We start from the raw sequence: 21,377 nt of genomic DNA, 5'->3' as shown, positions 1-21,377 counted from the left end.
CAGCGCGATCCAACCTAGTGACCGCTGACAATCCCGATCTCATCGTCGTACCCGCCCGGTATGGCTCAACCCGACTGCCGGGCAAACCGTTACTCCCACTGGCCGGTCGCACTCTGTTGGAACGCGTTGTCGCCAATGCGCAACAGGCGGCAAGACTGACGGGCGGTTGCGAAGTCGTCGTGGCGACTGACGATCGGCGTATTGCAGACCATGCACACGAGCTTGAAGCAGTAGCAGTCCTGACCGATGCGAGCTTGGATTCCGGCACCGCCAGAGCACATGCGGCTGCGTTGCGCCAGAAGACCAGCCCGCGGCGCGTCATATGTCTGCAAGGCGATGCGCCCTTCATAGCGCCACCGACGATCGCATCATTGCTGGAGATATTGCGTAACGGCGACGCACAGGTTGCCACGCCTGTATATCAACTGGACTGGCCAAGGCTCGATCGACTGCGCGAACACAAGCTGGTGGCCCCGTTCAGCGGCACGACCTGCTTGCGCGATGCGCAAGGTCACGCCCTCTGGTTCTCCAAGAACATCCTGCCGGCGATGCGCGATGAAGACACACTGCGCAAAGCGGAGAAATCTCCTGTCTGGCAGCATATGGGGCTATACGCCTACACGATGGAGGCGCTGGACTGGTTCGTCGAACAGCCTCCGGGAACTTACGAAGTCCTTGAAGGGCTCGAACAACTCCGCTTCCTGGAACACGGGTGGAAAATTGCCACGGCGCCTGTCGAGCCGCAAGCGCATGGTCTTTCGGGCATAGACACCCCGGCAGACCTTGCCTTGGCCGAAGAGGCGATCGCGAAGCTGGGCGACCCTTTCCCCGTGTGATCGGGACGGTTGCGGCACCAGCAACAAGCGCTAGATACCAGCCGATGTTCGTAATCGTCCGTCATGGCAATACCTTCGAAGCCGGCGAAGATCCACGCAGGATCGGTGCGCGTACCGATCTGCCGCTTACTGCGCATGGATTTGCGCAGGCAGATGCGCTCGGGCGCCATTTTTCGAACAAACGATGGCAGTTCGCACGGGTGCTGGTGTCGCCGCTCCAACGGACCCAGCAGACGGCGCAGGCAATCCTGAAAATCCAGACTAGCGCGCCCGTTCCGGAGCCCGCCGAATTCCTGCGCGAAATCGATCACGGCCCGGACGAGAACATGAGCGAAAGCGCCGTGCTGGGGCGCATCGGCACACAAGCCCTTTCAGCATGGGAAGACAGCGCCATTCCGCCACCGGGCTGGGTCGTGGGCGCCGACGAACGGATCGACGCCTGGCGCGATCTCTTCGACAACGGTCAGGATGCTGTCGGACCGGTGCTGCTCGTAACCAGCAATGGGGCGGCACGCTTTGCACTGCTGGCCGACCCCACCATCCGAGAGGAAGCGCAGAAACTGCCTTCGCTCAAGCTTCCGACCGGCGGATATGGGACAATCGCCCGCGACGATGCAGGGCAACTCTCTCTCATCGCCTGGGGTGTCCGGCCGTGACGAACGGTGCCCCGCATGCTGGGGAAGCACTTCTCCGCGTCCCGCCTTTCCCCGGATTGGCGGCTGCCCTGCGCACCTCTTCCGCCACGCATCCTTCAGAACCGTTCACGGGTCCCGCCCGTGCTGCGCTGTTCAGATCTGTCTGCGAAGCGCGGGTCGGGGGGATGTTTTGGGCCAAGCAGGCAAGCATAACAGACGCCGATGTTGTCATACGGGCCGGGACCAAATCTGAAGCCGAGAACCTGCGCCGGGATTTTGCGACGGATATCGTAGTCTGTATTGCCCACTCCGATGCAGTTGTGGCGCAAAACGACGAAGCGTTCGATTGCGGTTCCGATGTCGATCCATGGTCTGTTCTCGCAAAAGCGAAGCTGCTCGTAGCCCATGGAAACGACGAGTGGGTAGCCTTGGCCAGTATTGCCGGATTGCAGGTACGCCTGCTTTCGTCCGGTCGCTTTGGCGAACCGGGCGAAGACATGGATATTCTTGCCGACCGGGCTGCTTTGGCGTTGGCGCAGCCAATGCGCGATCCGTTTGCCGATCGTTGGCTCGATCCGGCGGACGCCATTCGATTGTTGGCCGAATGGCGCAGGGGGATCGATGCAAATCGCGGGTACGATAACCAGACGATCGTCGCCGCTTGCGGGATCAGCTGGTGGAAAAGAGAGGAAATTCGCCGCTTCCTCTACGTGCCCGGAGTGCCATTGAAGATAGCCCGTAGCGCCTCCCGCGCATTGGCCGCCGCCGAGAAGCGCGGTGGCGCCTTGGCCGTTTGGCCATCGCGAATCTCCGGAACGCTGCTCCAGAAGGCTAAGGAGAAAGGTGTTCCGGTCGTGCGGGTTGAGGACGGCTTCGTTCGCTCGGTCGGCCTTGGCAGCAATCTGGTACCGCCGTCGTCTGTCATCGTCGACCGGCAGGGGATTCACTACGATCCGAGAATGCCCAGTGACCTTGAAGCGATACTGGCCAGCGAGCATTTCTCCCCGGATCTTGTCGAGCGCGCCCGCACCCTGCGCAAATCGATCGTAGACGCGAGAATCAGCAAATACGCGCGAGCTGCAAACCGAGACACGGCCAAGCATGAAATGGCGAGTACAGGCCGCATTGTTCTGGTGCCGGGGCAGGTGGAAGACGACATGTCGGTGCTGGCGGGTGGTGCGGGACTGACTTCAAACCTCGAACTGCTGCGCCGCGTGCGGGCGAACGAACCCGATGCAGAAATCTGGTGGCGACCTCATCCCGATGTCGATGCCGGTCACCGTAACGGTCACGTCGGGGATTCCGCTGCATTGCAATATGCCGATCGTATCGTCCGCGAGGAGGCGATGGCAGACCTGCTGGACGCGGTCGACGCAGTCCACGTCCTCACCTCGCTCGCCGGGTTCGAGGCGTTGCTGCGCGGGCGGGAAGTGACCTGCCACGGAATTCCCTTCTATGCAGGCTGGGGCCTTACCCGCGATCTCGCCGATGTGCCGCAGCGAAGGGGACGCAACCTCTCGCTGGACGAGCTCGTAGCGGGTGTGCTGTTGCTCTACCCCAGATATCTCGACCCGGTCACCGGGCTGCCTTGTCCGCCCGAAGTACTTGTGGAACGCATGGCCCGGCATCAGATGCCCAACCGCCTTGGATGGATCGAGCCGGTGCGTCGGTTCCAGGGACGAACCTGGGCTCGGCTGCGTTTGCGCAGTCCAATGAAGACAGGCACTTGACCCGTATCGTCCTCGATATCTCGCGGCTTATCTCGCGCGTGCGCCATTCCGGGCCTTCGGGGGTCGATCGGGTCGAGATGGCCTATGCCCGCGGGCTCCTTCGGATTTACGGAGGAAAGCTGGCATTCGCCGCCGTTCATCCATCGGGCGTTTACGGGAGGATTCAGCGAGAAACGGCGATCGCCTATCTGGACGAGCTCGAGAGACGTTGGGCACAAACCGACGGGGTTTCAGGCCAACGGTCGCTGATATCGGTCTTGCCCTGGATGGCACGCCTGTTTCCACGTCGGATCGGGCTTGGATCGAGCGATGTCCTGGTTCAGGTTTCACCTCATCACTTGACCCGAAGAGCGCAGATGCGCCGCATCCTGGCCCGCGAAAATGCCCGCTTCGTGTGTATGGTGCATGACCTGATCCCCATTGAATATCCCGAATATGCCCGGCCGGGCGGCTCGGCGCTTCATGAAGCGCGGATGCACACGGTTGCGGAACTGGCCGCTTCGGTGATCGTGAACTCTGCCGCTACTGGAGATTCGTTACGGCGCTGGATCGAAGATCGGGGCCATATCGTGCCGCCCATCCGTGTCGCATTGCTGGGAACCGAGCCGATCGCAGAAGCGGACGATCGTACCTATGACGACGCGAAGCCATATTTCGTATGCCTAGGAACGATTGAACCACGCAAAAACCATCTGCTGCTGCTCCATCTATGGCGAAGCATGGCGCAATCGCTGCCACCGGAAAGCATCCCCCGCCTTGTCGTGATCGGACGGCGCGGCTGGGAGAACGAACAGATTGTCGACCTGCTCGAACGCTGTCCGTCGCTCAAGCCGTTCCTGGAGGAAGTGAATGGCTGCGGCGATGAGGATCTCGCTGCGGCCATACGCGGTGCACGCGCTTTGCTTATGCCCTCCTTCGCCGAGGGCTTCGGCATGCCAGTGGCCGAAGCGCTTTCGGTCGGAACGCCGGTGATCGCCAGCGATATTGCCGCGCATCGCGAAATCGGCGGAACGATACCCGATTATCTGGATACGCTGGATGGATCGGCCTGGATGCAGGCAATCCTCGATCACGCTCGGGACGGTCCGCTGCGCCGCGCGCAGCTAGAGCGCCTCAATTTGTGGCAGGCGCCCGACTGGGACTCGCATATGGCAATCGCAGCCGAGGTAATCGAGGCCGCCGCAAAGTGATGAACCGGCTATTCCGCTGGATGCACCGGGTACTCGCGGAGATTGGCAGCAGTGGACGCCTGACGACCGCCACCGGTAATCTGCGTGCTGAAGATCTTGTCCCAGAACGGCGTGGTGACACCGAAATTTCCGTGATCGGCAGCGAAGTGATGCCGCATGTGATGCCGCTTCACGCTCTTCCCAATCGGGCCGCGCATCGGCCACTGATGGCATGCATAGTGCACCAGATCATAGGCGACGTAACCCACAATGAAGCCAAAAAACAGCCAGGTGCCAATATCGCCCGCAACAGCATAGGACATAGCCCATATGAGACCGCCGACCGGCATGCTGACGATAGGCGGCATGAGATTGCGCAGGTGATCGGTGGGTTGAATGTGGTGATTACCGTGGATCGCGAACACTATCCGCCGCGCGAACGGCCACTGAGGATCCCAATGGAACAAATGCCGATGTGCGAAGTATTCGAACAAGCTCCAGGCAAGCAATCCGCAAAGAGACAACCCCAGCGCCGCGATGAGCGACACAGTGCCCCAAGCCGAAAATGCTACAAGTGGGAGCGCGATAGCCCAAATCGTAGCAAACGAATCAATAGACGTGACCGTCGCCTTCTCGAGCAAGGGATTGTCGAAAAGAATGAGGCGTTTTTCGTCGGCAGTCGGACTCTTCATAGCCCCAATATCACCACAGAAAAGCCAACGCCTTGTCAACAAACATGCGGTGAACTGGACGGTATTGGTGACTTGGAGACACGTCTATGTGGCACAAGCGTCACGGTATAAAAGTGCCGTTCTCCGCAAATAGCATTCTGTGTACGGGCGCCTCCGGGGCTCTTGGCGGCGCATTGGCATCTCTGCACGCCCGTCCCGGCATAGCGCTCAACCTTTGGGGGCGCGACCGGAACAAGCTCGATCTCATTGCCGGAAAGATACGCGCAGCGGGGGCGGAAGCCAGGCAGTTCAGTCAGGATCTGACAGATGGACATGCCGCGGTCGACGCCGTGCTCAAGCAGGATGTCGAGGCGCGCTTCGACCTAGCTTATCTCGTCGCCGGTATCGGCGACACCCGGGCTCCCGAGGATCTTGTCGAGGACCCCTTGCTCGTGCTCCGCGCGGCTCAGATCAATTTCGCCGCACCCGCCGCCATGGCGGCGGCGCTCGCTGCGCGCATGGCCGAAAGAGGGCATGGTCGCATCGTGCTGATCGGTTCGGCGGCGGGCCATCACTCGCTGCCGTTTGCAGCCGGCTATTCCGGATCCAAGGCCGGACTGGCACGCTTTGCCGATGCCTTGCGGATCGCGGTCGAGCCGCTCGGCGTCCGTGTCACACTGGCTGCACCAGGTTTCATCGATACGCCCGCATTGCGAGCCACCTCGACAAACAGGCCAATGAAGCTGGATGTCGATGCCGCAGCGCGCCGTATTGCCCGCGCGGCCGAGCGGGGAAAGCGTCACTACATAACCCCTTGGCCATTCTCGGCGCTGAGGATTCTCGACGCTTTGCTGCCGGCGCAGCTTCGCGATCGCATCATGGCAGGCCTCGATCCGTAAGAGCTAGCCTATCGAGTGCCCGATTCCCGGCTGAGGGCGAGGATCGCGTGATGGAGTTGTGCCGGTGTAATATTCTCGCGCCGGTTCGAACCGGGAACGATCTGGCCCTTCGCATCGAATTGCAGGACAACATAAGGGGTGTGCCGATCGCCGCCTGGTTCGCTTGCCCCCGGAATGCTGGGACGATGATCGCCAAAGAACGCCAGGACGGCCGGCCTGCCCAGCGAAGCAATGCCATCGCGCAATTGGCCGAGCATCGCATCTCCGGCCTGAACAAGGCCGTTGTAATGAGTCAGCAGAGGTTCGTGCGCTGCTTCATCCTGGCCCGACCATGGGCCGTGGTTTTCGATGGTCACGGCATAGATGAACGCCCGCGACGCAGTACCCCGAGCCACCTCAAGAATTTTGTCGGCGACCACGGTATCTTTGACATACCTGCTTTCATCGGGCGAAGGCTTATCGAATTCACTCTCGTCGATCAGTTTCGAAAAGCCGGCCCTGGGCAAGATCCGATGTCGGCTATAGAATCGCATATCGTGGGGATGGACGAAGAAGCTGCGCCAGCGATCCGTGCCCAATCTGTTCGGCAGGGCGAGCGAGCCTTCCCCGATTGCGGTCAGATAGGGGTCGTAACGCCGAAAGCCGAGTGCCTCTTCTTCCTGCCCGAACAGCACCCCATATTCGGTACGCATCGTATAGGCCCCAAAACCGCTGACAAGAAGGTCTCCCCATAGCAAGGCCTCTCTTCGTGCACTCGCAAGAAGGGGTAGCTCGGCTCCCCGTTCGCCGAACAGTTCGCGGGGGTCCGAGAAGGACTCGCATTGTACGACAACGATAATTTCGGGGATTGTGCCATCCCCGAATTCTACCGTCGCGTTTGACTGAAAAGGGGACGGATCGGATCCACGAGGATCGCTTCCTGCAGCATCGGAGCGCCAGCGCATCCAGTAGAGCAGCAATGTGCTTGCCAGACCGAGCGTCGCGACATCGGTGTCAGCGCTCGGCTCGGCAGCGAGCCGGCGAAACGTGTCCGTGCGCAAGCATAAACCGAGAAGTGCGAGGGCCAGCAATCCGATCGCCAATCCGCTGACGCGCAGACGCATATCCTCTTCAAAAAGACACACAAATGCTGCTGCCAGCAACGCCAGCGTCGCAATCCCGCCTATTTTCTGCGATCTGCCCAGAGCGGAGAAATAGAACTGTGGATGTCGAAATACCGCGCCCACCAAGGCAAGATCGGAAAATAGCAAAGGTTCTCCCAGCATCCTATTTTTGGCATTGGAAGCCACGACGAGAAGAAGGTGGAATGCCAGAACCAGGATCGCAGCAAGAGCAGGATTTCCGCTAAAGCCGAGCAGAACTCCAAAACCGAAGAGTGTCATGAGAACAAGCAAAAGCGAACCTGCGCCGCTGCGGAGTAGCGTTCCAGCACGGGGGCGAGCGAAGGCGTCAAACAGAAGTGTAGCCGGCAAGATCACCAGCAATGACAGGAAAAGCGGTATCATGCCGACGTCGACGCGCTCGGTCCAAAGCCGGCAAGATCAAATCGCACTCCAACCCGGGAAGTTTTCATGTGACTGGGCATGCTGATGTTCATAACGAATCCGATATATGTCGCGTTTTCACCCAGTTGGTCTATGTGGGCGCGCAAGGATAGACGGCAGTGGTTTTTCAGAATTTTCTCAGTATAGACGCCGGCTCCAACGGCAGCGCTAGCGCAGATGACGAGTTTGCTTCAATGATGGGACACGGTCGGAAAGGGGAAAACCGACCAGAATCCCCACGTTCCGTGCTTTTGCTGCAAGGGTTGATGGGGCGCATATTTCGCCGTCTGGGCCAGCAGCTAATCAAATCCGGTCATAAGGTCCACAAGGTCAATTTCAACGGCGGCGACTGGCTTTTCTGGCGTCTGCCGGGAGGGATCGAGTATCGCAAGCCAATTGAAGAGTGGCCCGAGACTTTGCGCTCCATTATCCGCGAAAAGGGGATAACGGACGTCGTCCTTTTCGGTGATTGTCGTCCCCATCATATGGTAGCCACCGCAGTCTGCCGCGAGCTTGATGTACCTGTCCACGTCTTCGAAGAGGGCTATATCCGACCCGACTGGGTGACCCTGGAACTCGGCGGCGTAAACGGTCACTCCACCTTGCCGCGCGATCCTGCTTGGTATCGACGAATAGCAGCGGAACTACCTCCGGTCCCAGAACACCGGCAGGTTCCGTCGTCATTCGGTCGCCGCGCAACGGAGGGACTGGTGTTCAATATCGCCGATATTTTCAGTCGCTGGTACTATCCCCATTGGTCCAATCACCGCCCATGGCACCCGCTTATCGAAGGGATAGGCTGGGCCCGTAAATTGGCCCGTGGCAAGCAACGTCGCAAAAGCTCAGAAGAATTGGTGCAGCGGCTGCTGGCGTCCCAAGCGGAGTATTTCCTTTTTCCCCTGCAACTTGCATCGGACGCCCAAATCCGCCTGCATTCGCCGTTCGCGAGCATGATAGATGCACTGATGCTGGTAATCAGATCGTTCGCGCGGTACGCGCCCGAAAACACGCGCTTGCTCGTAAAAGAGCATCCTCTGGACAACGGCGTTTGCGACTGGCGCGAAGAAACCCGATCAATCGCGGAAATGCTGGGCGTAGCCGACAGGGTGGATTACATGGGCTGGGGCGACATCGTTCCGGTGGCGGAACGCGCCAAAGGGATGGTTACAATCAACAGTACAAGCGGGACCCTTGCTCTTGCCATGGGTGTCCCCGTCGTGGCTTTGGGCCATGCTGTCTACGATATACCCGATATGACATTTCAGGACGGGATCGACCGCTTCTGGACCGACGCGGCTCCGCCCGATCTCGAAACGTTCAACGCCTTCCGTCGCGTTCTGGTCGAGCGATGCCTGATCCCCGGCGGCTTCTTTTCGGAAGAGGCATTGGACAAGGTGGTGCGCCACGCCGTCGCCCGTTTCGAGGGCCGGGGATTGCTGCCCGAATAGTCGAAACCGTCGATGCGATGAAATGCCCGCTGTCGCCTCGCACCGGAGATATCTCCGAATGCGTGGTCCGACCCGGGTTCTTAAAGCCGACGCGTGGAGCGCACGCCGACAGGGTCAGTCATTGTCGTCGACCGGGTTAAGCGCCTCGGCTGCGCGGCGGACCAGTTCGCGCGCTACGTCTTCTTTCGGCATTTCGGGCAGGCTTTCGACGCCTGCGGAGGTGACGATATGCACCTGGTTGAGATCGCCACCCATCACGCTGTCGCCTTCTGCGCCCGAAACATTGTTGGCAATGATCCAATCCGCCCCTTTGCGCTTGCGCTTGGATTTCGCGTTTTCGACCACATTCTCGGTTTCGGCGGCGAAGCCGATCAGCAACGTCGGGCGTTTGCGGCCGGCGGCGGTGCTGGCAAGGATGTCGGGGTTTTCGGCAAGGATCAGCGCGGGCGGAGCACTGCCGCGCTTCTTCATCTTCTCACCCGCGACATGTTTGCTCTTCCAGTCGGCGACGGCAGCCACCATGAACGCGATGTCGACCGGAAGCGAGCGGCGCACTTCCTCGGCCATGTCCTCGGCGGTTTCTACATCGATGCGATCGACGCCCACCGGTGTCGGCAGGTGGACCGGACCAGCAATCAGCGTCACTCGCGCTCCGGCGGAAGCGGCCATTGCGGCGATTGCGAAACCCTGCTTGCCGCTCGAACGGTTGGCGATGTAGCGTACCGGATCGATCGGCTCGCGCGTCGGCCCCGCCGTGATGAGCACATGCTTGCCGAAAAGCGGGCGATGGTCGGGATCGGGATCGAATTCCGCCTGCCCGGCAAGCGGCGAATCCTCGAAAGCGATCTCGGTCCTGAGCGCCTCGTCCGCGGCCGGCTGCGGTATGGCCCGCATGTCCTGCCGCGCAACCTCGTGATTGATCGCTTCCGGGTCGGTAGGCGGAGCGGAGGATGCCTTGCCCTTCTTGGCAAGAATCGGACCGGCATCGGCAAGCGGTTCCGGAGCTTCGACGAGATCTTCGGCGCCGAGCAGGTCGGGTTCGGGCAGCTCGTCGAGTTCCGCCTCGATCTGCTCATGGCTGCGCTGCGCGGTCGAACGCGGGATGATCATCGACAGCAGGCCGCCCAGCCCACCGCCGCTTTTCACAACCTCCTCCTCGTCCTCTGGTTCGAGTGGCTCGTGGAGATCGCCGTCCAGGTCCTCCTCGGGCGTTGGCGGGGCAAGCTGCACCGGTTTGGGTGCCGTCAATTCGGGCACTTCGATGTCGAGATCGAGTTCCTCGGCTATGCGCGCCAGGATAGAGGGCGGCTCGGGCATACGACCGGGGCCGAATTCGCCGCATGCCATCGGGCCCTCGTCCGGATCCATCACTGCAACGCCTGCCTGGCGTAGCCAGTCCGCATTACGCTGGGTCGCTGCATGCTCCCACATCTTCACATTCATGGCGGGAATGGTTAGCACCGGCTTGTCGGTCGCAAGGATCAGGGTCGTGCCCAGATCGTCGGCAATTCCGGCAGCCATCTTGGCGAGCAAATCCGCCGTTGCCGGACAGACTACGACCAGATCGGCTTCGCGGCTGAGCTGGATATGTCCCATCTCGACCTCGTCCTTGAGGTCGAACAGCGAGGTATAGACCTTGTTCTCGCTCAACGCGGCGAGTGCCATCGGCGTGACGAATTGCTGACCGCCTTCGGTCAGCACGCAGGTTACCGATCCCCCCGCCTTGCGGATGAGGCGCACCAGTTCGCACGATTTGTAGGCCGCGATGCCGCCACCGATGACGAGCAGAATCTTCGGCCCGCTCACGCGGCCGGTCCTTTCGCTTGCGTCATATCCGCGGGGTTCCACGCGGATCGGCGAGTGCATTCCCATAAAGCCATCGCTGCGCTTGCTAGCGCCCCCTGTCCGTCATTGCCAGCGCATAGGACTGGTCTTTTCCGCGATTCGCCTTAACGTCACATGGTGAAAAAAGAGAAAACGGGGAGGTTTTCATGCATGTCATCCTGAGCGCGATCCTGCTTGCGCTGGCTATACTGGATCTGGTGATTGGCACCGGATTCCTGATGGATCCGGCCAGTTCGGGGACGGATTTCGGGCTTTCGATCGCATCGACCCACGGGGAATCCACGTTGCGCGGCGATATGACCGCGTTCTTCTACGTCACCGCGATTTCGCTTGCCTCGGGCGCATGGAAGCGGCGTGGAGACATGCTTTTTCCGGCGCTCGGCCTGTTCGGCATCGCCTTTACCGGGCGCTTCGTAAACGTCGTTACGCAAGGCACCTACGATGGCTGGCTGGTGCCGATGGGCGTCGAGGCACTCCATTGCATCGCCATCGTCATCGCGATGCGGACATGGGGCTGGCCGAAGGCTGGCGCCTGATCGCCGCAGCGAGATCGGCCAGAGCGCGAGGGACGAAAGCAAGGCCGATCCCATAGGCTGGGACGAACAACCCCATCCAGTAGAAGTTTTCCTGCCGCGCGAATATCGCGACTGCGGCGATGAAACCAGCAAACCACAGACTGGCAAAGGCGCCGAGCCTCCCGCCGACTGCGAACCAGCCAAGCAAGGCCAATACGCCGAGCGGTCCAGCCAGCCAGACGGGCAGCGTCTGGAGGAGCGTGGTGACATGCACCCCGTAAAGCGCCAGTGCGGGACCGAGCGCCCCGGTCCATCCGGGGGACACGAGGTCGCCTGACTCGCGGACCGCGGCAACGGATGCGGCGTGAAGCGCGAGCCCCAGCCCCAGAAGTGCCAGGGCGCCGACGAGCACAAGAACCTTGTCGCGCTCGCCAGCCACCAGAGCTACGGCACCCCACGCGAAGAGGAAAGGCAGGGCCAGTTCCCTCAGCGCGATGGCGAATACCGCCAAGACGAGCCCGCCGACCCATAGGCGTCCCGCCGACAATGCCAGCGTCAGCGACAGCATCATGCCCGCAAGAATCTCATGGCTGAAAGGAATATCGTCGATGAAGGCGACCATGCCGAAGATACCCGCCAGCCCAGCCGCGGCGAAACGCGAGAAACGCCCGCGATCGCTCAGTGCGGCGAACCATGCCAGGGTGTTCGCCCCCCACAGGAATACCGCGATCATTCGCCAAACGTCTTCGCTCCACAAGACGCTGGTCCATGCCAAAACCGGCGTACGTACGGTGACGAAAGGACTTGTCGGCATGGCAAATTCGCGATGCTCGGCCGCCGCCGCGCGGTAATAGTCCTCGTGCGCCGCGACGCGGGCGTTGATAGCGCGGTAAAGGTCCATATCGACCCGTTCGCCCCGCTCGAGCCGCTGCTCGATATCCGCTTCGTGCGCGGTGTTGCGGATTTCGAGTGCAAACGCGTTCCCGATGCAGGCAACGAGCGTCGCTACCAGCAGCATCAGCGCCGCCCACCGCGGCAGCAGCGACAATGGCCGCTCAGGCAGGGTCACGCCTTACCCCGCGCCGCATTCACCAGCGAAACGAGCGCCATAGGCAGAAAGGCGAGGCCGATGAACATCGCCGGGGCGACCACGGCACCCCAGTAGAAATTATTCGCCCTGCCTGCGAGCATGAAAGCCAGAGCGTAGCCGAGATAGAGCAGTGTCCCGGTCGTTCCCGCAGGCGATTTCCAACCCGCCCAGCCGAGCGCCATCAGTACCACCATCGGCCCGGCTATCTCGTGCGGCAGGAAGCGCAAATTCGAACTGAGCACCACATTGCCGAGCCAACCGGCCATTCCGCGAAGCACGAGCCAATCGGGACTTTCGGGATCGCTCGGCAGGACTTGCGGAACAACCAGCGAGAAATGCCACGCTATTGCCAAGAGGAAAACGATCACGAGCGCGCTCCAGGCCGCAGCCTCTTTCCAGTCCCGCCGCCATGCGGCCATCGCACCCATCAGGAGCACGAAGGGCAGCACATGTTCGCGGATCGCCAGCGCCAGCGCCGCGACTGCAAGCGGCCAGCCCCAGCGCCCCGGCCTGTGCAGCCCGAAGGCGAGGGCCAGCAGCATTCCCGCCCAAAGCTCGTGCAGCACGAAATAATAGCGGTTGAGGCCAAGCGAGCCGCCCATGAGCATCAGCGCCGCCCCGATCCGCTGCCGGCGTTTGCCACCCGGTTCATCGCCCAGCCGTTTCCACCAGGCCCAGACCGTGACGCCCATCAGCACGATCGCCATCGCGATCAAGCCCGGTTCGCCCAGCCACGCATGGATATAGGCCAGGGTCGGCAAGCGTACGGCGAGCCCGGGGCGCACCGGATAGGCGCGCGCACGTTGTTCCTCGACGATGAAGTCGTAGTAGGACTCGCCGCTCTCGATCCGGTCGATCACGCGGTCATAGAATGCGAGGTCCTCGTCGCGCTCGTGTTCAGCGGCATCCGATGGTTCGCCGCCGACCAGCGAAGGCACCTCGGCAGGCGTACCGTCCATGCTCGCGGTCAGCGGCGTTATCGCCGCCAGCACCAGCAGAATGGCGGCGACCGCGAGCAGCACGCGCGCGGGCCATGCGCCCCATTGGGCGAAGCGGTCCCATGCGGGCGCCGCCGTGGCCTGATTCAGCCGATCCACCCCTGCATTGTCGCTGCCCATGCCGCGAGCCCCCCTGCCACTGCCGCGACTGCATAGCCAAGCCAGCCGCGTCCTGCCTCCTTGCGGCGACGCCTTTCCCACATCAATTCGATATCGGGGAGCGGCGGCGGTTCGGGCGCGCCGCCCTTGGCGGGGAAGCGGTCCTCTATCCGGCGCACGAGATCGGGGATGCGCAGCAGCGTTTCGGTGTCCTCACGAATGCGATCGGCGATGGCGGCTTCCGGGCCGAGTTCGTCGCGGATCCAGCTACGGACATAGGGCGCCGAAACATCCCACATGTTGATCTTCGGATTGAGCTGGGTGGCGATGCCTTCGACCATAACCATGGTCTTCTGCAACAGCAGCAGATGTGGCTGGGTCTGCATGTCGAAATCGCGGGTGATGGCGAACAGCCCGTCGAGCATCTGGCCGACCGACAGCTCGCTTACCGGCTTGCCCCGCATCGGCTCGCCCACCGCGCGCAGCGCCGTCGCGAATTCGTCGACATTGTGATAGCTCGGCACATATTGCGCTTCGAAATGGATTTCGGCGACGCGTTTGTAGTTCCCCGTCGTCAGTCCGTAGAGGATTTCCGCCAGCCACATGCGCGCGCGCCGGTCGATCCGGCCCATGATGCCGAAATCGATCGCGGCGATCGTCCCATCGGCCTTCACGAACAGATTCCCCTGATGCATGTCGGCATGGAAGAAACCGGCCGCGATGGCCTGCTTGAGGAAGGCGAGGACGAGGCGGCTGGCCAGTTCCTCCGTATCGTGTCCGGCGGCACGTATGGCCTCGGTATTGCTGATCTTGATCCCGTCGATCCAGTCGACGGTCATCACCCGGCCATTGGTACGGTCCCAGTCGATGCCGGGGATTTCGTAACCTTCCGTCCCGACCATGTGCTCGGCGAGTTCGGACGCGCTGGCCGCCTCACGCCGCAGGTCGAGTTCGCGATTGGTCCAGCGCTTGAAATTGGCGATGACCAGCCGCGGGCGCAGGCGCGCCGCTTCTACGCCGAAGCTTTCGAGATGCGCCGCGGCCCATTCGTATGTATCGATATCGCGCGCGAACCGTTCGCGCACGCCGGGGCGCAGCACCTTCACGGCGACCTGTTTGCCCTCGGTCGTAACGGCGCGATGAACCTGTGCGATCGAAGCTGCGCCGACGGGCGCCGGATCGAATTCGGCATAGAGGTTCTCGAGCGGCTGCTCGAAACTGGCCTCGATGCTGGCCTTGATCTTCTCGAACGCAACGGGCGGGAGATCGTCCTGCAGTTTCAGGAGGTTGCGCGCCGGCTCCTCACCGACAAGGTCGGGCCGCGTGGCGAGCGTCTGGCCGAGCTTGATCGCGGCCGGCCCTATGTCACGAAAAGCCCCGGCGTAATCGCGTTCGCCCCGGGTGCCGGTGAGGGCCACCCAACGGGCAAGCTTGGCCATGCGGCGCACCGGGACGGGGGCGTTGGGGTCCTGCTCGATCCCCACCAGCGCACGATGCCGTGCCAGCGTGATGCCCCATTTGAAGAGCCGCCAGATATGCGTCGCGGGTTTGGCCACCCGTTAAACCTTCCACCCCGAATGGATGTTCACCGCGCCGCCGAGAATCGATTCGACCTTTGTGTTCTCGAAACCCGCATCGCGGATCATCGCCTCGAATTCGGGCGGCTTGGGGAAACGGCGGATCGATTCGGCGAGGTAGCGATAGCTGTCCTCGTCATTGGCGATCAGCTTGCCGATCTGTGGCATGACCTTGTGCGAATAGAGGTCGTAGACTTCCTTGAAGCCTGGCCAGTCGGTCGAGCTGAATTCCATGCAGTAGAAGCGCCCCCCGAACTTCAGCACGCGGTGCGCTTCGCGCAGGGCCTTGTCGATGAAGGTGACGTTCCGGATGCCGAAGACGATCGTGTAGGCATCGAAGATGCGGCTCGAGAAGGTGAGCTCCTCGGCATTCTGGCGGCTCCACACCAGTCCGTCGATCCCGCGCTCCATCGCGCGTTCGATGCCGACATCGAGCATGTCTTGGTTGATGTCGCTGACGGTTACACTGGCGCCGCGATCGGCCATGCGGAAGGCTATGTCGCCCGTGCCGCCCGCCATGTCGAGGATCGCCTCGCCCGGCTGCGGTTTCACCCGGGCGACGAAGCGGTTCTTCCACAAGCGATGCATTCCGCCCGACATGGCATCGTTCATGATGTCGTATTTGGCGGCGACATTGGAGAAAACCTCGCCCACGCGGCCGGTCTTTTCGCTCGCATCGATGTCTTCGTAGCCGAAGGAAACGGTGTCGGTCATGCCGGAGGCCTTAGGGGGAATTGTGGCCAGCGCAAAGGGTGTTAGAGGGTCGGTATGCCGGAGCTTCCCGAAGTCGAAACAACCGTGCGCGGCCTCGCCCGCTTCCTCGAGGGGGAACGCATCGTCAGCGTGCGCGTCAACCGGCCCGATATGCGCCGCCCCTTCCCGCCCGATCTGGTGCAGGCGCTGACGGACGCAACCGTCTCGGGCCTGTCGCGGCGCGCGAAATACGGCATCCTCCATACCGACCGCGATCACGCGATGGTGTTCCATCTCGGCATGAGCGGGCGCTGGCGGATCGACCCCGAGGGCGAGGACAAGCACGACCATCTGGTTCTGACGACGCAGGACCATGTATTCGCGCTCAACGACCCGCGCCGCTTCGGATCGGTCGATTTGCTGCTCGCGCCCGAACTGGACCTGTGGCCCGCCTTCGCCGCGCTGGGGCCGGAGCCGCTTGGCGAAGCGCTGACGGCGGAGCATCTGCGCACCGCCACGCGGGGCCGCAAGCAGGCGATCAAGCTGCTGCTGCTCGACCAGCGGATCGTCGCCGGCCTCGGCAATATCTATGTCTGCGAGGCGCTGTGGCATGCAGGCATCCACCCGCGAAAGGCTGGCGGCAAGGTGACCATGCCGCAGCTCAAACGCCTCGTCCCCGCGATCAGGGACGTACTCGAACGCTCGATCCGCGACGGCGGCTCGACCCTGCGCGATTTCGCCCAGCCCGACGGCAATCTCGGCTATTTCGCCACACGCTTCCACGTCTACGGCCGCGAGGGCGAGCCCTGCCACCACGAAGACGGCGGTACGATCCGTCGCATCGTGCAAGGCGGACGCAGCACGTGGTTCTGTCCGGTTTGTCAGAAGTGAGGTCTATCAAGGGATGAAGGTCAAAGTCTTTGAAGGTGACACGTTGATTGGCGAGGCCACTATTTTCGCATTGGACCCACCGATGTGTGTTGCGATGGCCAAATTTGAGCCGACTTTCGGCTACTATGCTGCACGACACGCAAACGTCATTGCGGGCGACTACGTCGGTGACAGAACCGACATTCTGCGGATCGAGATGTGGGATGGAACGCCGATGAAGAGCGAGGCTATCTCTATCCAAGACTTCTCCGAGATCAATGAGCGACAACTCGATCTAATCGGAATTTACGAACCTTCGTTTGACGAGCTTTTCAACGATCACCCGAGTTTCAAGCAGTACTGGCGACCACAGTAGCTTTCGACCACGGCACTCACAAATCCAGCGAAGCATATTCCCGTGGCGGGGGGATGCCTTCCATCTTCTCGCTCAGCAGCGGGCGGAAGCTGGGGCGGCTTTTCATGACCATGTACCAGCCCTGCGTCTGTTCATGGCCTTTCCAGTCGATCGCACCGAGATATTCGACCACCGAGAGATGCGCCGCGCAGGTGAGGTCGGCGAGGCTCAGTTGCGCCCCGGCGAGCCACTGGCGCGTATCGACCAGCCAGTCGATATAGTCGAGATGGCCGTGCAGCAGCCGGCCCATCTGGCGCAGCACCTGCGCATCGGGCGACTGACGCAAGACAATGCGTTTCTTCATCTTCTCGTGCAGCGCCGGTTCGGTCACATCGGCATAGAAATTGTCGTCGAACAGCGCGACGAGCCTGCGGATTTCCGCACGCTGTAGCGCCGACCCGTTGATCATCGGATTACGTTCGACCGTTTCTTCCAGATATTCGCAGATCGCCTGGCTGTCCGACAGCGCGGTACCACGCCCGGCATCGTGCAGGACCGGCGTGCGCCCGGCGGGATTGAGATGCCAGAATTCGTCGCGCCCTTCCCACGGATTTTCCCGCACCAGTTCGTAGGCGATATTCTTTTCGCCCATCAGCAGGCGCAATTTGCGACTGAAGGGGCACAGGGGAAATTGGTAAAGCTGCCACATGGATAGCACCGCCTTGCCACAAGGCTCGGGGGCGCGTCCACTGGCGCGCCGGGATATCGGATGAATTTAGCGGTGGATCAGTCGCGCGGGGGCATGGCCGCGCGCATGCGGTCGGCCATGTCGCGCAGCATCGGGGCCATCGCGGCGACGCCTTCCGCCATCGATCCGGCCGCCTGCATCGCACGCGGCACGTTGCGGGCAACCTCTTCGCTCACCCGGCCGGCATCGGGCGCTATCTGCCGCAAGGTCAGCTCGGGGTCGATATCCTGTGCTGTCTCGCCCGCCATATCGGCAGCGGCCTGCGCCAGCGGTGCAACAGGCATGTCGAGCAGCACTTCGGTCATCGCCTGCAGCATCAGCGCCATTTCGCGCTGGCGCGCGGGATCGCGCATCTGTTCGCCAAGGTCGGCGAGCGGCGCGGACGCTTCGGGCGCATAGTCCTGCGCAAAGGCAGGCGCCGGCAGGAGGAGCGCGCCAAGCATTACAGGAAAGACGAGTTTGCGCATGAATAGCCCCGGTCAAATATCCGAATCGGTCTACGCTCTATGGCGAGCACGATGACCCGATCCTGAACGTGCGTTCACAATCCCGAGGCGTCGAGCATCAGCAGGCAGGCCGGCATGACTTCGTCGACCCTTTCCGGCGTCGTCGACAGTTCGTCGGTTTCACGCGCGACCAGCCCCGCGATCGCTTCTCGGTTCGTCTTGAGGTCGTCCATCAGCCGTGCGGTGGTGCGCACGAAGAACTCCCGCCCCCGCTCGGCCATGGCGGGATATTGCGCAGCGGCGGGTTCCCCGCGCACCTGCCGACTGTGTACCATGCCGAAAGCGACCGAACAGCGCAGCGCACTGGCCTGTTCGAGCGAGAGATCGGGCAAAGGCTGCCCAACGGCAGCGGCTTGCGCCAGGGACAGGGCGGCGGGAGCGAGAAAATTCAGCATGGCGCATTTCTAGACCCGCCAATCTGAACGGCACGCGACGAGCGCCAATGCGGCTTGCCAGCATCCTGCGCGCGATTAGGGTGGCGAATCGAAACTCAAAGGAGAGAAACGATGTTCAACCACATCATGATCGGCACCAACGATATCGATAAATCCAAGGCTTTTTACGAAAAGGTGCTCGAGGTCGTCGGCGTCGAAGGTTCGATGGACAACACCACCGATAGCGGCACCAAGCGCGTGTTCTTCATGCATGACGGCAATGTCCTCGCGCTGTCGCAGCCTATCGACGGGGAAGCCGCAACCTGCGCCAACGGCATGACGATCGGCTTCAGATGCAACTCCGCCGAGCAGGTGAAGGAACTGCACGACGTTGCCGTGGCGGCAGGCGGCGCCAGCATCGAAGACCCGCCGGGCCTGCGCGATGGGGCAATGGGCCCGATGCATCTCAGCTATTTCCGCGATCTCGACGGGCACAAGCTCTGCGGCATCTACCGCCCATCGTGATGTGCGGCGAAGCGGGATTGCTGGCCGATTTGCAGGCACTGGCAATCCCGTTCGCGGCGCATGAACACGCGGCAGTCTTCACCGTCGAAGAGAGCCGGAAAATCGATGCCGACATTCCCGGAGCGCATACGAAGAATCTGTTCCTGAAGGATGCGGGCGGCGCTTTCTGGCTGGTCACAGTCCCGGCCGAAGCGCGCATCGACCTCAAGGCATTGCCCATGGCCATTGGGTGCAAGCGCGTGAGCTTCGGCAAGGCGGAAGACATGGAGTGCCTGCTCGGCATCGCACCCGGCTCGGTCACGCCGCTGGCGATGATCAATGCCGAGCCGGGCAGCCTGTCCGTGGTGATCGATGCGCCACTGGCCGCGGCAGAACGCATGAACGTACACCCCTTGCGCAACACGGGCACGCTGGGCCTGTCGGGTGAGCACGTCGTCGACCTGCTGCGGCATTGGGGTCACGAACCGGTGATTGCAGACATCCCGAAGAAGACGGGCTGACGTCTACCGCGCGAGTTCGAACACAGCGAATTCCGCCCGGCTATTGGCGCCGGCGCGCACCACGGGCCGCTCGCCGGCGAAATACCAGTCGCGCGCGATTGTCGCCCCCTTGGCCCGGGCGAGCTCACGGAAATCCTTGATGGTGACGTGGTGGATGTTCTGCGTCTCGTACCAGCTCACCGGAATGGCGCGCGTGACCGGCATGCGGCCGCCGAACATCAACGCGGCCCGCGTGCGCCAATGCGCGAAATTGGGGAAGCTGACAAACGCACGTGTCCCGACGCGCAGCAATTCGTCGAGCATGCGATCGGGCCGCGAGGCGGTCTGGAGCGTCTGGCTGAGAACCGCATAGTCGAAGCCCTTGTCGGGATAGTCGGCCAGATCACGGTCGGCATCGCCCTGCACGACCGACAGGCCCTGCGACACGCACCGCTCGACGCAGGCCCCGTCCAGCTCGATACCGCGCACGTCGCACCCCGCATCCCGCAGCGCGAGCATCAGCGCGCCATCGCCGCAGCCGATGTCGAGCACACGGCTGCCGGGATCGACATGCGCGGCGATCACCGCAAGATCGGGCCGCAAGCTCATCCGAGAAAGCCTCCGATTACTCGATCCAGCGCCGGCACATCGAGCAGGAAGCTGTCATGTCCATGCGGCGCCGAGAGTTCGACGAAGCTGACCGCCGCCCCGGCAGCATTGAGCGCATGCACGACATGGCGGCTCTCGCTGGTGGGGTATAGCCAGTCGCTGTCGAAGCTGACCAGGCAGAAGCGCGACGCCGTTCCGGCAAAGGCATCGGCCAGCTTGCCGCCATGCTCCTCGGCCAAGTCGAAATAGTCCATGGCGCGGGTGATGTAGAGATAGCTGTTGGCATCGAAGCGCCTTGTGAAACCGCTGCCTTGATAGCGCAGGTAGGATTCGACCTGGAAATCGGCATCGAAGCCGAAACTCTTCGCTTCCCGATCCTGCAGGTTGCGCCCGAATTTCTCGGTCAGCGCCTCTTCCGAAAGATAGGTGATATGCGCCGCCATGCGCGCCACGGCGAGCCCGTTATCGGGTGCCTCGCCGCCATAATAGTTGCCGTCGTTCCAGCGCGGGTCGGCCATGATCGCTTGCCGCCCCAGTTCGTGAAAGGCGATGTTCTGCGCCGAATGGCGGCTGGTCGAAGCGATCACGAGCACGCGGCTCGCCCGCTCCGGCCAATTGGCCGCAAGGCTCAGCGCCTGCATCCCGCCCATCGACCCGCCGACCACGGCATGCAGCGTCCCGATCCCCAGCGCATCCAGCAGGCCCACATGCGCGCGGACCATGTCGCGAATGGTGATGACCGGAAAGCGCATGGCATAGGCACTACCGTCCGAAGCTTCGCTCGCAGGACCGGTCGATCCCATGCAACTGCCGATGACATTGGCGCAGATGACATGGAACCGGGCCGTATCGATCGGCTTGCCCGGTCCCACCATCCGTTCCCACCAGCCGGGCTTGCCGGTAATCGGGTGCGCGCTGGCGACATATTGGTCGCCGGTCAACGCATGGCACAACAGGATGGCGTTCGAACGATCCGCATTCAGATCGCCATAGGTCTCATACGCCACCTCCACACGCGCCAGTTCGCCGCCTCCGTCGAGGAGCAGCGGGCCGGGCAGGGTCAGCGTTTGCGAGTGGGCGTTCAAATCGGGCCTTGGGGTGAAACAATCAAACCCTGCCTCTAACCGCAAGCCTTGCGCTTGTCGAAGGGCCGATATTCTTT

Annotated in this window: 23 protein-coding genes; 11 read left to right on the top strand and 12 right to left on the bottom strand. The window is 62.2% G+C overall.

The window, feature by feature from the left end; genetic code table 11:
- The first annotated feature begins 17 nt into the window (after positions 1-17).
- The 4 genes from K3174_RS05595 (at position 18) to K3174_RS05580 (ending at position 4,391) form a co-directional block, all read left to right on the top strand.
- Complete coding sequence (locus tag K3174_RS05595; protein WP_221556501.1) at positions 18-836, top strand: 3-deoxy-manno-octulosonate cytidylyltransferase; 819 nt, start codon at positions 18-20, stop codon at positions 834-836.
- A gap of 44 nt (positions 837-880) precedes the next feature.
- Positions 881-1,492: a histidine phosphatase family protein gene (locus K3174_RS05590; protein ID WP_221556500.1), complete on the top strand. Its 612-nt coding sequence runs from the start codon at positions 881-883 to the stop codon at positions 1,490-1,492.
- 299 nt (positions 1,493-1,791) lie between these two features.
- Positions 1,792-3,201: a capsular polysaccharide export protein, LipB/KpsS family gene (locus K3174_RS05585; protein ID WP_345719590.1), complete on the top strand. Its 1,410-nt coding sequence runs from the start codon at positions 1,792-1,794 to the stop codon at positions 3,199-3,201.
- Positions 3,198-4,391 (top strand): glycosyltransferase family 4 protein, encoded by a 1,194-nt coding sequence (locus tag K3174_RS05580; protein ID WP_221556495.1) that lies wholly within the window; start codon positions 3,198-3,200, stop codon positions 4,389-4,391. The genes K3174_RS05585 and K3174_RS05580 overlap by 4 nt, the downstream gene beginning before the upstream one ends.
- Positions 4,392-4,399: 8 nt before the next feature.
- Here K3174_RS05580 and K3174_RS05575 read toward each other — a convergent pair whose 3' ends face one another.
- Positions 4,400-5,062, bottom strand: a complete 663-nt coding sequence (locus K3174_RS05575) for a sterol desaturase family protein (RefSeq protein WP_221556493.1) — start codon at positions 5,060-5,062, stop codon at positions 4,400-4,402.
- Positions 5,063-5,148: 86 nt separating this feature from the next.
- On the opposite strand from K3174_RS05575, the gene K3174_RS05570 reads away from it, so the two are divergent.
- A complete protein-coding gene (locus tag K3174_RS05570) occupies positions 5,149-5,940 on the top strand; it encodes an SDR family NAD(P)-dependent oxidoreductase (protein WP_221556491.1) in 792 nt (263 codons plus the stop codon).
- Between the two features lie 8 nt (positions 5,941-5,948).
- Here K3174_RS05570 and K3174_RS05565 read toward each other — a convergent pair whose 3' ends face one another.
- Positions 5,949-7,445 carry an LTA synthase family protein gene (locus tag K3174_RS05565; RefSeq protein WP_221556489.1) on the bottom strand — a complete coding sequence of 499 codons (1,497 nt, stop codon included), beginning with the start codon at positions 7,443-7,445 and terminating at the stop codon, positions 5,949-5,951.
- 158 nt (positions 7,446-7,603) lie between these two features.
- Between K3174_RS05565 and K3174_RS05560 the strand changes: the two genes are divergently transcribed.
- The gene (locus K3174_RS05560) at positions 7,604-8,932 is read left to right on the top strand and encodes a capsule biosynthesis protein (RefSeq protein ID WP_345719589.1); all 1,329 of its coding nucleotides are present in this window, start codon (positions 7,604-7,606) and stop codon (positions 8,930-8,932) included.
- 114 nt (positions 8,933-9,046) lie between these two features.
- On the opposite strand, the gene K3174_RS05555 is transcribed toward K3174_RS05560, so the two are convergent.
- A complete protein-coding gene (locus K3174_RS05555; RefSeq protein WP_221556487.1) occupies positions 9,047-10,738 on the bottom strand; it encodes a bifunctional phosphopantothenoylcysteine decarboxylase/phosphopantothenate synthase in 1,692 nt (563 codons plus the stop codon).
- Positions 10,739-10,923: 185 nt separating this feature from the next.
- Here K3174_RS05555 and K3174_RS05550 point away from each other — a divergent pair, with 185 nt between their 5' ends.
- Positions 10,924-11,313, top strand: a complete 390-nt coding sequence (locus K3174_RS05550; protein ID WP_221556485.1) for a hypothetical protein — start codon at positions 10,924-10,926, stop codon at positions 11,311-11,313.
- Here K3174_RS05550 and K3174_RS05545 read toward each other — a convergent pair.
- From K3174_RS05545 to K3174_RS05530, 4 genes are read right to left on the bottom strand one after another with little or no spacing between them, the layout of a single operon-like run.
- Positions 11,270-12,361 (bottom strand): hypothetical protein, encoded by a 1,092-nt coding sequence (locus K3174_RS05545; protein WP_221556484.1) that lies wholly within the window; start codon positions 12,359-12,361, stop codon positions 11,270-11,272. The genes K3174_RS05550 and K3174_RS05545 overlap by 44 nt on opposite strands.
- A complete protein-coding gene (locus tag K3174_RS05540; RefSeq protein WP_247711890.1) occupies positions 12,358-13,500 on the bottom strand; it encodes a hypothetical protein in 1,143 nt (380 codons plus the stop codon). Before K3174_RS05540 ends, K3174_RS05545 begins: the two co-directional genes overlap by 4 nt.
- Positions 13,467-15,035 (bottom strand): 2-polyprenylphenol 6-hydroxylase, encoded by a 1,569-nt coding sequence (gene ubiB, locus K3174_RS05535; RefSeq protein WP_221556482.1) that lies wholly within the window; start codon positions 15,033-15,035, stop codon positions 13,467-13,469. The genes K3174_RS05540 and ubiB overlap by 34 nt, the downstream gene beginning before the upstream one ends.
- A 3-nt stretch (positions 15,036-15,038) precedes the next feature.
- The gene (locus K3174_RS05530) at positions 15,039-15,770 is read right to left on the bottom strand and encodes a class I SAM-dependent methyltransferase (protein WP_221556480.1); all 732 of its coding nucleotides are present in this window, start codon (positions 15,768-15,770) and stop codon (positions 15,039-15,041) included.
- Between the two features lie 54 nt (positions 15,771-15,824).
- Between K3174_RS05530 and mutM the strand changes: the two genes are divergently transcribed.
- Both mutM and K3174_RS05520 read left to right on the top strand, forming a co-directional pair.
- Entirely contained in the window at positions 15,825-16,640 is an 816-nt protein-coding gene (gene mutM / locus K3174_RS05525) for a bifunctional DNA-formamidopyrimidine glycosylase/DNA-(apurinic or apyrimidinic site) lyase (RefSeq protein WP_221556478.1), read from the top strand.
- Between the two features lie 13 nt (positions 16,641-16,653).
- On the top strand, positions 16,654-16,995 hold the full coding sequence (locus K3174_RS05520; protein ID WP_221556476.1) for a hypothetical protein: 342 nt from the start codon (positions 16,654-16,656) through the stop codon (positions 16,993-16,995).
- A 16-nt stretch (positions 16,996-17,011) separates the two neighbouring features.
- On the opposite strand, the gene K3174_RS05515 is transcribed toward K3174_RS05520, so the two are convergent.
- The 3 genes from K3174_RS05515 to K3174_RS05505 form a co-directional block, all read right to left on the bottom strand.
- Positions 17,012-17,683, bottom strand: a complete 672-nt coding sequence (locus K3174_RS05515; protein ID WP_221556474.1) for a glutathione S-transferase family protein — start codon at positions 17,681-17,683, stop codon at positions 17,012-17,014.
- Positions 17,684-17,760: 77 nt separating this feature from the next.
- Positions 17,761-18,189 carry a hypothetical protein gene (locus K3174_RS05510; RefSeq protein ID WP_221556472.1) on the bottom strand — a complete coding sequence of 143 codons (429 nt, stop codon included), beginning with the start codon at positions 18,187-18,189 and terminating at the stop codon, positions 17,761-17,763.
- A 74-nt stretch (positions 18,190-18,263) separates the two neighbouring features.
- Positions 18,264-18,623 carry a hypothetical protein gene (locus K3174_RS05505; RefSeq protein ID WP_221556470.1) on the bottom strand — a complete coding sequence of 120 codons (360 nt, stop codon included), beginning with the start codon at positions 18,621-18,623 and terminating at the stop codon, positions 18,264-18,266.
- Positions 18,624-18,734: 111 nt separating this feature from the next.
- On the opposite strand from K3174_RS05505, the gene K3174_RS05500 reads away from it, so the two are divergent.
- Positions 18,735-19,127 (top strand): VOC family protein, encoded by a 393-nt coding sequence (locus tag K3174_RS05500; RefSeq protein ID WP_221556462.1) that lies wholly within the window; start codon positions 18,735-18,737, stop codon positions 19,125-19,127.
- Positions 19,127-19,627 (top strand): prolyl-tRNA synthetase associated domain-containing protein, encoded by a 501-nt coding sequence (locus tag K3174_RS05495; protein ID WP_221556634.1) that lies wholly within the window; start codon positions 19,127-19,129, stop codon positions 19,625-19,627. The genes K3174_RS05500 and K3174_RS05495 overlap by 1 nt, the downstream gene beginning before the upstream one ends.
- A gap of 3 nt (positions 19,628-19,630) precedes the next feature.
- Here the strand turns inward: K3174_RS05495 and metW are convergent, their stop codons facing one another.
- Complete coding sequence (metW, locus tag K3174_RS05490; RefSeq protein WP_221556460.1) at positions 19,631-20,215, bottom strand: methionine biosynthesis protein MetW; 585 nt, start codon at positions 20,213-20,215, stop codon at positions 19,631-19,633.
- Positions 20,212-21,300 carry a homoserine O-acetyltransferase MetX gene (gene metX / locus K3174_RS05485; protein ID WP_247711889.1) on the bottom strand — a complete coding sequence of 363 codons (1,089 nt, stop codon included), beginning with the start codon at positions 21,298-21,300 and terminating at the stop codon, positions 20,212-20,214. Before metX ends, metW begins: the two co-directional genes overlap by 4 nt.
- Positions 21,301-21,377: the final 77 nt, after the last annotated feature.

The organism is Qipengyuania qiaonensis (assembly GCF_019711515.1).
Classification (GTDB): Bacteria; Pseudomonadota; Alphaproteobacteria; order Sphingomonadales; family Sphingomonadaceae; genus Qipengyuania; species Qipengyuania qiaonensis.
Note: the sequence above shows the minus strand (reverse complement) of the source record. Positions and strands in the feature narration are given on the sequence as shown.

What these genes read in the sequence shown, in the direction of transcription:
- K3174_RS05590 (WP_221556500.1), top strand. Translation starts at nt 881, where the DNA reads ATGTTCGTAATCGTCCGTCATGGCAATACCTTCGAAGCCGGCGAAGAT.
- K3174_RS05575 (WP_221556493.1), bottom strand. Translation starts at nt 5,062, where the DNA reads ATGAAGAGTCCGACTGCCGACGAAAAACGCCTCATTCTTTTCGACAAT.
- K3174_RS05570 (WP_221556491.1), top strand. Translation starts at nt 5,149, where the DNA reads ATGTGGCACAAGCGTCACGGTATAAAAGTGCCGTTCTCCGCAAATAGC.
- K3174_RS05565 (WP_221556489.1), bottom strand. Translation starts at nt 7,445, where the DNA reads ATGATACCGCTTTTCCTGTCATTGCTGGTGATCTTGCCGGCTACACTT.
- K3174_RS05550 (WP_221556485.1), top strand. Translation starts at nt 10,924, where the DNA reads ATGCATGTCATCCTGAGCGCGATCCTGCTTGCGCTGGCTATACTGGAT.
- K3174_RS05540 (WP_247711890.1), bottom strand. Translation starts at nt 13,500, where the DNA reads ATGGGCAGCGACAATGCAGGGGTGGATCGGCTGAATCAGGCCACGGCG.
- K3174_RS05530 (WP_221556480.1), bottom strand. Translation starts at nt 15,770, where the DNA reads ATGACCGACACCGTTTCCTTCGGCTACGAAGACATCGATGCGAGCGAA.
- mutM (WP_221556478.1), top strand. Translation starts at nt 15,825, where the DNA reads ATGCCGGAGCTTCCCGAAGTCGAAACAACCGTGCGCGGCCTCGCCCGC.
- K3174_RS05520 (WP_221556476.1), top strand. Translation starts at nt 16,654, where the DNA reads ATGAAGGTCAAAGTCTTTGAAGGTGACACGTTGATTGGCGAGGCCACT.
- K3174_RS05515 (WP_221556474.1), bottom strand. Translation starts at nt 17,683, where the DNA reads ATGTGGCAGCTTTACCAATTTCCCCTGTGCCCCTTCAGTCGCAAATTG.
- K3174_RS05510 (WP_221556472.1), bottom strand. Translation starts at nt 18,189, where the DNA reads ATGCGCAAACTCGTCTTTCCTGTAATGCTTGGCGCGCTCCTCCTGCCG.
- K3174_RS05505 (WP_221556470.1), bottom strand. Translation starts at nt 18,623, where the DNA reads ATGCTGAATTTTCTCGCTCCCGCCGCCCTGTCCCTGGCGCAAGCCGCT.
- K3174_RS05500 (WP_221556462.1), top strand. Translation starts at nt 18,735, where the DNA reads ATGTTCAACCACATCATGATCGGCACCAACGATATCGATAAATCCAAG.
- K3174_RS05495 (WP_221556634.1), top strand. Translation starts at nt 19,127, where the DNA reads ATGTGCGGCGAAGCGGGATTGCTGGCCGATTTGCAGGCACTGGCAATC.
- metW (WP_221556460.1), bottom strand. Translation starts at nt 20,215, where the DNA reads ATGAGCTTGCGGCCCGATCTTGCGGTGATCGCCGCGCATGTCGATCCC.